This is a genomic window from Companilactobacillus kimchii DSM 13961 = JCM 10707, assembly GCF_001435445.1.
Taxonomy (GTDB): Bacteria; Bacillota; Bacilli; order Lactobacillales; family Lactobacillaceae; genus Companilactobacillus; species Companilactobacillus kimchii.
This window is the reverse complement of the sequence record NZ_AZDH01000005.1, coordinates 137,926-151,866: the sequence shown is the minus strand read 5'-3', so window position 1 is coordinate 151,866 and position 13,941 is coordinate 137,926. Positions and strand designations below refer to the sequence as shown.

Sequence of the window (13,941 nt, the reverse complement as noted above, 5' to 3'; positions counted from 1 at the left end):
TGGTATACGAAATGTTTTACATTGGAAGTATAAAATAATTTTTTGGAGGATACTTTAATGTCAAAAAAATTCGATTATGATGTACTCTACATTGGTGCTGGTCATGCAACTTTTGATGGTGGTGCCCCTTTAGCAGAAACTGGTGTCTCCGTTGGCGTCATTGAGAGCGGACTCGTTGGTGGAACCTGTCCCAACCGTGGTTGTAATGCTAAAATCACAATTGACGAACCCGTCAAGATGACCCGCGAAGCTCAACGGATGAATGGTATCCTCAAAGGCGACTTAAAGATTGATTGGACTAAAAACATTGAACATAAACAGGAAATTATCGACGTCTTACCCCAAGGATTAACTGACCGTTTGGAAAATGCTGGAGCAACAATTATTCACGGGCATGCTCAATTTAAAGATAATCATACCGTGATCGTTGATGGCAAAACTGAAGTCACAGCTGAAAAGATCGTCATTGCGACTGGCCTCAGACCTCATCGTTTAGATATCCCTGGAACTGAATTGGCTCATGATAGTGAAGACTTTTTAAATCTTAAAATTTTACCTGAAAAAATCACAATTGTTGGGTCTGGCTACATCGGGATGGAATTCGCTACCATCGCCAACGAAGCTGGTGCTGACATTACCGTTATGCTCCATTCAGATAAAGTATTAAGAAAATTCTATCAACCTTATGTTGAAAAAGTAGTTAACGACTTAAAAGAACGTGGCGTTAAGTTCATTGAAAATTCCAACGTTCAAGCCTTCGCCAAAACCGATAACGGTTATCAAGTAACTTATGGCGACAATCAGACACTTGATACCGATTGGATTTTAGACGCAACCGGTCGTATCCCTAACTTAGATGAATTAGGACTTGATAAAGTTGGCGTTAAATTCGATAAAACCGGAGTCTTCGTCAATGATCATCTTCAAACAAATGTAGATAACATTTATGCTGCTGGAGATGTTGTTTCCAATGACTTACCAAAAGTCACACCAGCCGCCTATTTCGAATCCAAATATCTAATGAAACTATTCTCTGGACAAACAACCGATGCCATCAAGTATCCTGTTATCCCATCAGTTGTCTTTACCTCACCACGTATTGCCCAAGCCGGAGTTTCAGTTGATGAAGCCGAAAAGAAAGGCTATGAAGTCAGCACAAATGACCTAGCCAACTACTGGTACTACCAAGTAGACAAAGAACCAATCGCTGAAAGTAAGCAAATTCATGATAAAGACGGTCATTTAATCGGAGTGACAGAAGTCAGTGACCAAGCTCAAGATGCAGTCAACGCATTATTACCAGCCATCGAGTTCAAATTCGACCGCGAACAAATTAGCCGACTAATAGGAATCTTCCCAACAATCGGCTATGCCGCTTGGCACCGAGCATAAACAAACAGAGAGCGGAGCAGGCCCGGGAGTTTCCGAGGATTTGCCTAAGTCCTGGAATCGCCCGCGAACCGTGCGGGCAATTTCAGGACTGTAGCAAACCGGAAGAAATTGGCCTGCGTAGCTCGTTTCCACCATTAAACATAGAACAATGGTTATTGAAAAAAAACCAGTGCAGCAACCATCAAAAAAAGATGGAAACTACACTGGTTTTTATTATGAACTACCGAAAATAAATAAAAAAAATATTATCTAGTCGGTAGCGATCGTTTTGTGGATTCTCAGTAGGGAAATTCTTCTTAGCTTGCAACGCAAGATTAGAAGAAGGCCAAAATTTGAGACAATTTGGTTCATAATTGGCTCAAATTTGTGCCCCCTACGTTCCAGAATCCACAAAACCGAGCGGACGACGGAAACATACACTAATTAAAATATAGAAAGTATTTTTACTCTATCATTTCAGTCATAAGATGATCTTCCAAATAATTGTAGCCACCATAACCACTGTAAATGAAGACATACTTCAAACCTTGATACATAAAACTCATCTGATTCCAGCTCTGATACTTACCTGACGAAATATCACTAATCTCAGGTACAGAAATCTTAATATCATGCTCACGCAAATTTCCCTTCAAAGCTGAAACAGACAACACGTTCTTTGAAAAAGAAAGATCAACATAACCATACGAAACATTATTCTTACCGCTAAAAATTTGTACATATGCAAACATTTTTGTCACTTTCCTTTCTGAATTCATCCATAATGTAGACCCTCGAACGCGTTTTATAGCAAGTACTTTGTTACATATATTGATAATTTTTTTAAGACGACTAATGTTAGTCATATAAAAGAAATTATTAAACGAGGCAAAATTATGGAGAGAATTTTAGTCATCGGTGGGAATGGCAATATTGGATTTCCACTTATTAAGTATTTGAGTGCTACTAATAAAGTCGAAATTACTGCTGGAGTACACAATTTAACTAAAGATCGTCCTAAGTTCGATAACATCCCTAATTTGGAATTAAAACATTTCGATTTCTTGGATTCATCAACCTTTCCTCAAGCTTTCGAAGGTGTATCAAAAGTTTTCTTCGTCAGACCACCACAATTGGCTAATCCTAAAGTTGATATGTTGCCCTTCTTAAAATATGCTCAAAAACAGCATATTGAACAGATTGTTTTTATTTCACTCTTTGGAGTCGATAAGAATAAGCGAACACCGCATCATCAAATCGAAAACATGATTGAAGAATTAAATTTACCTTACACCTTTATTCGACCTAGCTTTTTCATGCAAAATTTGAACACAACGCACAGAGAAGATATCGTTAAGAATCATGATCTTTTCATCCCTGCTGGTAAGTCTCGTACTAGTTTCATTGATACTAGAGATATCGCCGAAGTTGCTGGAATTGCACTTTTAAACGATAGGTATCTTCACCAAAAGTTGAATATTACCGGTCCAAGCGCCCTTACATACTACGAAATAGCTGAAATTATGACTAAAGTCCTCGGCGTCAAAATAACTTACAGCAAACCTAGTTTATTGAAATTTCGCAAAACGATGTTGCAACGTGGCTTGAAAAAGGATTTCGTTAACGTAATGGTTATGCTCTACTTAACCACTCAATTAGGCAATGCCAAAACGGTTACTGATGAAACTGCCAAAATTCTTGGTCATGCACCTCGTACAATTACAAATTACGTGAAAGATTACAAAGGATACTTCATTTAAACATAATTTTTTCTACCAAAAACAAATAGCACTAGGTAATCAAACGATTACCTAGTGCTATTTTCTTAATACTCAAAAACTTTTTGCTTTTTAATACCAAGCATAATTATTGAAATGAACACCCTTTTCAGCCTTGATCCACTCATTGTCGCCAACGTGATAATAAGTATCACCATTGACATCTTGAGCTTTGTAATCAGTCTTCCAAGATGTTTCTTCACCTAGAGAATAATCTTCGATAATTTCATTCTCTCTAGAATAGAGGTCATAGAAGATATTTGTTCTATCTAGATTAATGACACCACTAACTTTACGTCCATCCCTGAAAATACCAGTATCAACGGCATCTTCATAGACAACATCATTAGCATCAACCCATTCACCTGTTGCAACTCGATATTGTTTGATTCCTTCTCGGTTAGTCCGACATTGATCGGTCTTCCATGATGAATCTTTAACCAATTCACGACCAGCAATGGCAGAATTATTTTGGTTATTCAATTGGTAATTTGCTTGATTAGGTTTAGTTGTGACGATTCCACTAATTGAAGTGTAAATCCAACCTTCATCATTCTTATTATTATTTATAAAGTCAACATCATTAGCATCAATCCATTCACCCGTTGCGACACGATATTGTTTGACTCCTGCCTCATTTGTACGGTATAGATCAGTCTTCCATGAAGTTTCTTCTTTCAAATCACGATGAGCAATAGCTTTGTTTTCTTGATCATTCAATTGATATTCAATTTGACCAGCTTTTGTCTTAACAACACCACTTACAGATTCGTATGTCCAAAAGTCTTCTTCATCTTGATTGAAGTTAACATCATCCGCATCAATCCATTCGCCGGTTGCGACACGATATTGTCTTACACCCTCTTTGTTAGTCCGATAAAGATCAGTCTTCCATGAAGTTTCTTCCTTCAAATCACGATTTGCGATAGCCGTATTTTCATGATTATTCAATTGATATTTCTTTTGATCAGTCTTAGTCGTTACAACACCTTGAACTGGAGTATAGGTCCAATCGCCATCTTCAGAACTATTTTGATTGAGCACTACATCGTCGGCGTAAATCCATTCACCTGTTGCAACACGGTATTGTGTAACTCCAGCTTTATTGACACGGATTTGATCCGTCTTCCAAGATGAATCCTGACCCAATACACGGCTAGGAATCTTATCATTATCCTGATTGTTCAATGTGTAAAATTGATGATCAGTCTTAGTTGTTACGACACCTTGAATCGGTGAGTAATTCCAATCATCATCTTCATCAGTTTCAGCACCGGTTGAACCACCAGTTTCAGTTGAAGAACCACTGTTACCGCCAGTACTGCCACCTGTATTACCGCTATTTCCACCAGTGTTACCACCTGTAGAACTTGCAGCTTTAACAGTAACTGTACGGACATAAGATACCGTGTTATTGGCTGGATCAACTTTATAACCTTTGCCAAAAGTATAAGCACTGACATCATTTGCCAACTTAACTGTAACTACTTGATTATAAGTACCAGCCGTCTTCAAGTTAGTTACTGGTCTACCTACACTATCGTAAAGAGTCGTATCAAATTTAACACCGCCATTAGCGACAATTGAGTCGCCATTCTTATCAACAATGTAGACATCATCATCATTTTGCAAAACCTCATCAGTCATCGAAGTACCATTATCTACTGTCACATTATTAATTTTGGCAATAGCTGGATTAGATGGATTAACTGGAGTAGCCGAAGCATTAATCATTTGAACAAATGTCACACTGTTGTCAGTTGCGTCATAAGTTCCACCAATACTCTCGAATTGGTTAGCGTCAGCAGCACCATTAGTTAGATAGAACTTCACAGTACGGTAATAAGTTCCGGCCTTAGAAATTCTAGCACTATTAGCATCAGTGGTCTTTTGAGTCAAGCCACTATCTGTGTAGAATGTTTGACCAAGTTCGACACCGTATGTGCCTTTAGTCTTATCAACCAAGGAGTTACCAGCAACATCTTTCAAAGAGTATTCCTTAGTGTTGATCAAAGCAGGATTATCTTTTTCAGCATTCGCTCTTAGATCTAATTCACCAACTGAAGAATTGATATTAGTAGCATTCTTTGTAACCGTAACGGCTTGAACATAACTGATAGTTCCATCAGCATTCACACGCGCATTTGGATTAGAAATACTATTAGCATCAATAGCTTTGGAAGGCTTGAAAGTGATAACACGATAATATGTGCCAGCCTTTGTGAATTGGCCGTTAACGTCAGCCAAACCAGTGTCACCTTGCTTCAAAGCACTTTGAACATCTGTATAGTACTTGTCTCCCGCGGAAACCGTAGCAAGGACAGTGCCTAAATTATTGCTCAAAGTATATCCAGTTGTCTTAGTCAATTTAGCATCATTAGTAGCAGTGTCAGCACTAACCGTGATTGTTGGAGTGACATTGATATTAACGGCTACATTAACTTTATTATCAACTGAAACAGCTTGAACAAAGGATACAGTATTGCCAGAAATATGGGCTTCACTACCAAAATCATTTTGTGCAATAGCTTCAGGACTAACCTTGAAGCTGATTACACGGTAGTATGTACCAGCCTTAGTAAAGGCACCATTAGCAATATTCTTAGTCCTAGCAGCATTTGGAGTAAAGACATCATCATAATTATCGTAATAGTCCGTTCCATATGAAACAGTTGCATCAAGTTTATTACCAGTGGCATCCATCAAAGCATTGCCAGTCGAAGTTACAGCAGTGACTGAATCACCCACGTTAGCCTTAGCATCTTCAATGGTATGTTTTGAAACGACACTATCTTTGACATTGATTTGTTGAGCATAGATTACTGTTCCATCTTTATATATCGCATTTGTAGTATCAGTCCAATTATATTTATCAGCAAAATCATTACCAACTTTGAACACTACTTGACGATAATAAGTTCCTTTATTGAAAGCACCATCAGTTACGGCGGTTACCGCATTAGGATCAACTTCATCACCATTGGATTTACCCAAAGCTCCGTTAACACTCTTGTAGTAAGTCATCCCCAATGTTGGATCAGTAAAGCTATCATCTCCAGCTCTTAGAACGTATCCATCAGTACTTGTAACCGATTGATCATTAGTTCTTGTACCAGTCTCAATATTCAATGGTCCAACGGTTATACTTGCTGCATTTTCACCAACAACTACTGATTGAACAAAGGATACAATGTTGCCAGAAACATGGGCATCAGAACCGAAATCATAATTCTTAACATCTACTGAACCATCTAGTTTGAAACTAATCTCACGATAGTAAGTTCCAGCTCTAGTGAATTGCTTACCAGCATTAATACCCTCGGTTACTTTTCCAGTACTCGAGAAGACATCATCTGCATTATCATAGTAAATTGATTCAGCGGAAACCGACGCTTTGATCTCGTTACCAGATGCATCAGTTAATGTACCAGTTGCATCAGCTATTTTATCTGTTGATTCACCAATATTGGCACTAATATCTCCGAAGTTATGTTTTACAACACCGTTAGCCTTTACATCAATCTTTTGAGCGTAAGTAACTGAACCGTCAGCATTCATCTTTGCATTTAGACCATTCAAAGTGTAATTCTTGGCAAAGTCAGAAACTGTCTTGAATGTTACCAAACGATAGTAAGTTCCCTTGTTGAAGAGACCATTAGTTGTTGCATTAATATCTACATTACTACCATCCAGAGCATCCGTAGCCTTATCATAGAAATTACTATTATCTACAATGGCCGTTCCTAATGATTTATTAGTTACATCAGTTAATGTATCTGTATTCTTAACTGAATCAACTGATGTTCCAACATTTACTGATATTGGATTTACATTGATTCTGGCCACATTTGATTGTGATACAACCACAGCTTGAACATAAGATACAGTGTTGTTATTTGTATCAACTTTGGCATTACCAAATGAGTTATTAACTATATCTGCATGACTTAAATGGAAGACAATTTCACGGTAATACGTATCTACTTTGACAAAATTGCCATCTACAACTACTCCATCTACCGGCTTAACATTTTTATCAAAAACGTCTCCCGAATTAGCATAGTAGTCTTTTCCAAAAGTAACACTGGCAGATATCTCTTTACCAGAATGATCAAATATTTGATTACCACTTGAAGTCTCGGAATCTTTTTCTGAAGAACCAACAGTTACTTTAGGTGTAGAAATATTGTACTTCGAAACTGCATTTGCACTAGCGTTAATTTCTTGAGCAAATAGTATCTTTGTACCATCTGCAGACCAAGCCAAATTAGGGTTATTCAAACTATAGTTGTCCTTATTTACCCCAGCATTTGGTGTAAAGACTAGTAGACGGTAATACTTACCCGCATTGAAACTACCACCACTAATAGCGTCACTATCAGTTTTTGTATTTTGAGCTAATGCATCGGTTAATTCTCCGTAATAAGCAATTTTATCTGATGTTGATAAAGTTCCAACGATATTACTATCGTCATCAGTTAATTTATAATCATTGGTCAATGTACTTTCAGCAGAACCAGCTGTTACGTCAACAGTTGAATCAGCATCTATATTGATATTAGTTTTAGCAGCAACGTTCACTGTTTGAACATAAGATACAGTATTACCAGAGACATGTGCATTTGCATCAAAGTTATTAGCTGCTATGGCATCATCAGTCAATGTAAAGGTGATTTTTCTATAATAGGTTCCAGCCTTCTTGAATACTCCATCAACTACATCTGTTGACTTTGTGGCATCAGTGGCAAAAACATCGTCATAATTATCATAATAATCTGACCCAAAGCTTGGATTTTCTGAAATTACCACGTTCTTGCTATCTAATAATTTATTTACTCCAGACTGAACAGTATTAATACCATTATCGACAATTACCTTTCCATTAGTAATTTCAGGCTTTGTTACTGCAGTGGAATGACTAACATTTACTGGTTGAGCATAAACCACCGTATGATTATCAAGTTGCTGCAGATTATCATCCTTTAGCTCATAATTGTTGAAGAAATCATCGCCAACTGTGAAGTACAGCAAACGATAGTAATTTCCTTCATTAAAGAATCCATCTGTTGCAGCAGTAGTTACTATATCTGTCGATTCTAGCTTCTTTGCACCATCTCGTGAACCATAGTAAATCTTTCCGACATGATCAAATGTAGCTCCTGTCAATACATATTTATTATTTTCAGTTACAAAAGGATCTTCAGTCGATGTTTTTGCTACTATATCCAAATCTTTAACAGAAGGAATTGCAGAAGCTTTTCCAACATTGATTGGTTGAGCAAATGTAACATTCTTACCGTCTTCACTAACTAGATAATCTTCCCCTGATTTTCCATCAAATTTATATGAACTAGCAGGATTCTTTAATGCGAAGGTTATTGTACGATAATATGTTCCAGCAGCAGAAACTTTATCTTGTCCTGCTCCGGTAGTACTATTCACTGCATCAGCTTTTTTACTGTAATATTTGTCGCCAAATGTAACGCCAGTCATTATCGAGTCCCCTCCGTTATCAAGAGTCAAGTCATTTTCAGTGCCTAAACTATCATTAGCAGGCAAACTTTCCCCAACCTCTCTTGTTCCTGTTCCAATAATATCATTAATATTACCGGCTGTAACGGTTACAGACTGAACAAAGGTTATTTCATTGCCATTCTCAACATGACCGACACCATTTACTAAATCAGTAAACGTATAATTACTTGCGTCAGCATTCAATTTGAATGTAATTCGACGATAGTACGTTCCTTCAGCTGTGAAAGTTGAACCTACATTCGCAATCTTATCTGTAGATTCATTTAGTGCTGCTTTAGCATCAGTGTAATAGACGTTACCAAATGTAATATCGTTTTTAGGATTATCGATTAAAGAAGTATTAGAACTATCGACAATACTGTCATCCGTTGTATCCGTGATGGTTGTTGAAGATCCGGTACTTACATGCAAGTTCGTTATATTAACAGTTGCTTTAGGGATGATGTCAACTTCTTGAACATATTCGACATATTTATTACCATCAGTGTCACTGGATACCTTACCATCAGTAAAAGTATAGTAATCGGTGTTAATATCAGAATTCAACTTAAATTTGATTACGCGATAGTAATCACCTGTCTTAGTGAATCTAGTTCCATCAGTAACGTCTTCAGTAGTTTTTCCTTCTCCATTTAAAATGTCAGTTGACTTATTATCAGCAACAGCATAATAATCACTACCAGCCTCTGGTGTTCCATCTACAATAGACTTCCCATCTATAGTCAAAGAAGTAGCGTTACCTATGCCGGCATCACTAACATTGCTTCCGACACTTGAAGAAACTTTATCTGACGTTTCCTTGGGTTGTCCAGTTACATTAATTCTTTGTAAAAACACAATAATATTTCCAGAACCATTGATACCTTTTATAGCAGGTTGACCAGTTACAGCATCATTGAAAGTATGATCTCCAGCGTCCAAAAACGCTATTAAACGATAATAAGACCCTAGATCAGAAAATACACGACTGGCACCCAGATTGGAATCGGTAAATTCTGATTCGCCCTTTAAAAATCCTTTTCCAGCTGCGATTGCATCCTCTTTATTTAGATAATATTGAGGTAACTTCCCACTACTATCTGGATAGAGTTCCAAATTGTCCTGATCAACTACAGACTTATTTGTACCCGTTAACATAAAGGTAATATTATCTTCATCGTTATCTATTGCTGATGCTTTGGTACCCGAAGGAATATTTATATCTGGAACTGTTGCCTGAACTGTATTATCAGTAACCTCAAATTTTTGAACATAAGTAGCTACATTAGTGGAAGCGCCTGATATCTTAACAGTTCTAAATTTATAATCTTCGCCTTCAACTCCAGGCCATACATAATTTACGTCATTCCCACCAATAAGTGGGGCATTAATTGGTAAATAATAAGTTTTGCCCATTTCGAAAGTTTTTTCAGATACGGGATTTTCACCGTCTAATGCATCTTTCTGACTAGCATAAAAAGTGAGGTTTTTTCCATCATCAGGTACAGGTACAGCAACAGTAACAGAGACATCACCGTCAGTTACAGATACCATCTTATAACCTTCTCCACCAATAGTAATGTTGTTATTACCATCTATCGCCATCTTCATATCCTCACCCTTGTCGGCTATGGCTGAATCTATATTCAATGTGAGATGTTGTACAGGTAATGGATTTATATACACTTCTTGAATATAACTAATGGTATCAGTATTACCATCAATTATTGGAGCATAACCATTTACTGGGTTATCGCTATTATTGTTATAAAGATCATATTTCCTATTACCATCTAAAGTAACAACACGATAGTAGGCTTCTCCTCCTTCTACATTTGTTACAGGGTCCGACTTGGTCTCAGCATTATCTGCTGTAGCATACAGTTGATTTGATGCATTACCATCACTAATTTTCTTGTTCTCGTCATCTCCTAAATACAAATATGCATCAGAAGGCATATCATTGTTTTTATAGTCTGCATAATTATAAGATACTTTATCTTCCATATAGGCCGTAGCCTCATCACCTGTTACATGAATCACTTGAGCAAAAGTAACTATTTTTCCATCAGCACTAATTATATAATCTTTACCTTCAGTACCATCGAACACATAAGAACTCGCTGGCCCATCTAATTTGAACGATACTTTACGGTAATAATCTTGAACTTTAGTAAATTCGAATCTGCCTGAATTCGGAACATCTCTATATATAGTTCCCTCACCATCAGGAACTACAAAATCATCTTCTTGCTCTTCAGCAAAGGTCCACCCATCTGCAGCTTCACCATCAGCAAGTGCATCCGCAGCAGAATCATAGTAAATATGCCCCAGTAAGGTTTTGTTCCTATCTGGAGTACTACTTGTCTCTGGATTTACAAGAGGGGTATCAGCATCGAAATTAGGATATACACCTAAGTATGCCGCATATTTGGTATCTCCACTATCAGACAATTCATTGTCCCAAAGAAATGGATTTGGCCCCGCATTGGTATAAATTGGTAAGGAAATACTATCAGAAAGCACTGCCTTAACAAGCGTGCTCTCCACATTAACCCTTTGTAGATATGTGACACTTTTGCCATCAGAGCTAATAATGGCAGGTACACCATTTACATCTGGAAATTTATAATCACTTGCTTGTAACCCATCCTTTAAAGTGAATGTTACATATCTGTAATAATAAGGAATATTTGTGGTATTTGCAGTATAACTGTATTTATCATTTGGATCATCGATGGCTCCTGATTTGTTTTCAGCATCTTCTAAACTGGTGTAATATACACTATCCTTCGTATAACTTTTACTTATTGATTCACCAGAAATTGTCAACTTCAAGTCTTCACTTGTTGCGGGTTTTACTCCAACCTGTAGATCAAGATCTGGAATAATAGGCTTAACATTGACTTCTTGAACGTTAATAGTCTGAATAAAAGTGACACTATTGTCACTAGAATCTGTAGTTCCTGTTGTTCCATTGAAATTGATTGAACCAACATCTTTATTTACATAAAACTTGATTGTACGATAATAAGTTCCAGTTTCACTAAAGTCAGTCACTGGGTCACTTAATTTACCATTACTTAATGTTTTGAAATATTGTTGACCAAAATCAATTCCGTTTTTATTACTGCCTTTAGTAGTATCAATCAAATTAGTCTTATCTGTGCCAAATGTTAAGGTATCGCCGTCAGTACTTACTAATGTTGGATCATCTGTAGCTGCACCCGTCATCAATTTTACAGAACCATAGTTAACATTCACTGAACTAAGTGGACCAACATGTACCTTTTGAACATAAGTTACAGTATTATTAGTAACATCTGTCTTATAAGTCGTACTATCAGTTCCAAAATTATTGGTATCTATAGCACTATCAACAAGATAGAAAGTAATCGTACGCAAATAGTCTCCTTCTTTAGCAAAAGAACCATCATCAACTACACCACTTACAGGAGTAGCGTTTTTATTATTATTTAAAATATCCTCTGTAGAAGTACCGATATTGTAATAATCTGAGCCAAAACTGACACCTTTATAAATTCCCTTTGTAGAATCATCTTTTGTTATATCAATTAAAGAACCTGCATTATTAGACAATGTGTTACCTGTCGTTACAGATGCGGAAACTTTATCCCCTACATTAACACTTGGTGTATCAGCACTTTCAGTTACACCATCTTTAATTGTCACTGGTTGAACATAAGTAAGTGTGTTAGTTCCAGTATCAACTGCACCGTTATTATTAGTAATATATTGTGCTTCTCCGCCGGACAATGTAAACGTTACCTTACGATAAAATGTTCCGGTCTTAGTGAATTTGCCATCCGTTACTAAATCAGTTGCTGTTGTTGTAGCACTCTTATCCGTGTAATAGGTATCGTCAAATTTCACATCATCAATTGGAATTTTTTGACCAGTATCATCCGTTAAGTAATCGTTAGTAGTGTTCGTTAAAATTGCTGAATTAGTCAAATCACCTACAGACATCGTTGGAGACTCCAAAATTGGCTTAACCGTATCGGTAACCTCAATAGGACGAATAAATGTGATCATTCCAGCACTTTGGTTGTATACAAAGTCTGTTCCATCTTTTAATTCAGTGTTATTTCCGTTAGCAAAAACTTTATAGAGACTAACTTTCTGCGAAGTTTCTGGATCTTCTGTACCCTTTAACATTGCTTCAATCGCTGCATCATTACCATTATCCAGCTTGTAAGAAACAGTCTGATAATATTTGCCAGCTTTCAAAATTTGGCCGCTAGAATTAAGAACATCAGAAGAAACATCACCACTACTTGTAGAATCTGGTTTAAATTGTACAGACTTAGCATAAGAAATGGCCGCCGTTTTACCGTCACTTGTACCAGCAAATAGACTTTTACCATAAACGGGAGTTCTAGCACCGTCACCTGCGGTATCAGCGTACTTATCAGTTACTTTGAATGCATTTTTATTATTTGTTAAAGCCGGATCTGTTAAAGAAGTTCCGGCTGTCACCATTGGAGTGGTATCATCTTCAGTTACATCAAACCTACTCATAGAAACGGAAATTTTCTTATAAGTCATATCAGATGTAACCCCTGGTGTTTCCAATGATGGTGGGTTATAGTTTCCGTATCCATCAGCAGCATTAGTCGATGAAACAAATTTGATCTCTACACTAATGGGAAATTTAATTTCATTATCAGTGAATTCTTGAATAGCTTTTTCGTAGTCATCACCACTACGAAGCATGATTTGATTTCCATTGCCATCAGTTAATGTTAATGACCCCAAGACATCACGGTAGTAATATTTTTTACTAATCGGATCCTCAAGAGGAAAACTAATTGGTTTACTTTTTAACATCTCAATAGCGGGGTCATTCTGTAAATCCAATATATGAGCTGGATTAGTTGAATCAAAATAAGAATACTGATTATTCTTTATATAAGGAAGCTTTTGCTTCAATGCAGCTACAAACACCTGTGTATTAGAAACATACTGACTACTAAATTGGTCCATAAAATCATTGAGAAATGTCGTTATCGGCAAATCTTTAGGATTTTTAGTAATTTCGCTAGTATCAGTTGTTAAATCAGCCTCAGCAACCAACGTGGGGATTGCAATAGGAGCCCCCGCAGCTAATAGAGCAGCCGCAACTGCTCCCCCTACATATTTAACATTTCTTTTCATTTAAAACCCCTCCACCTTAGATGAGCTTTCTACCTAATAATTTAAAGTTTAACACCACAAAAAATTTGTTTTTATAAAAATTAAATAAATTTATATGTAA

4 protein-coding genes are annotated in these 13,941 nt (G+C 36.8%); 2 read left to right on the top strand and 2 right to left on the bottom strand.

Annotated features, from left to right (window positions below; all coding sequences use genetic code 11):
- The first annotated feature begins 57 nt into the window (after positions 1–57).
- Positions 58–1,392: a dihydrolipoyl dehydrogenase family protein gene (locus FC97_RS03295; protein ID WP_054643021.1), complete on the top strand. Its 1,335-nt coding sequence runs from the start codon at positions 58–60 to the stop codon at positions 1,390–1,392.
- Positions 1,393–1,835: 443 nt separating this feature from the next.
- Here FC97_RS03295 and FC97_RS03290 read toward each other — a convergent pair whose 3' ends face one another.
- On the bottom strand, positions 1,836–2,123 hold the full coding sequence (locus FC97_RS03290) for a hypothetical protein (protein ID WP_054643020.1): 288 nt from the start codon (positions 2,121–2,123) through the stop codon (positions 1,836–1,838).
- A 144-nt stretch (positions 2,124–2,267) separates the two neighbouring features.
- On the opposite strand from FC97_RS03290, the gene FC97_RS03285 reads away from it, so the two are divergent.
- Positions 2,268–3,131, top strand: coding sequence for an NmrA family NAD(P)-binding protein (locus FC97_RS03285; protein ID WP_054643019.1), 864 nt, complete (start codon positions 2,268–2,270; stop codon positions 3,129–3,131).
- Positions 3,132–3,221: 90 nt separating this feature from the next.
- Here the strand turns inward: FC97_RS03285 and FC97_RS03280 are convergent, their stop codons facing one another.
- Positions 3,222–13,841: a hypothetical protein gene (locus FC97_RS03280; protein ID WP_056967793.1), complete on the bottom strand. Its 10,620-nt coding sequence runs from the start codon at positions 13,839–13,841 to the stop codon at positions 3,222–3,224.
- Between the last annotated feature and the right edge of the window lie 100 nt (positions 13,842–13,941).

Coding starts and splice junctions, on each gene's coding strand:
- FC97_RS03295 (WP_054643021.1), top strand. CDS start 58: ATGTCAAAAAAATTCGATTATGATGTACTCTACATTGGTGCTGGTCAT.
- FC97_RS03290 (WP_054643020.1), bottom strand. CDS start 2,123: ATGTTTGCATATGTACAAATTTTTAGCGGTAAGAATAATGTTTCGTAT.
- FC97_RS03285 (WP_054643019.1), top strand. CDS start 2,268: ATGGAGAGAATTTTAGTCATCGGTGGGAATGGCAATATTGGATTTCCA.
- FC97_RS03280 (WP_056967793.1), bottom strand. CDS start 13,841: ATGAAAAGAAATGTTAAATATGTAGGGGGAGCAGTTGCGGCTGCTCTA.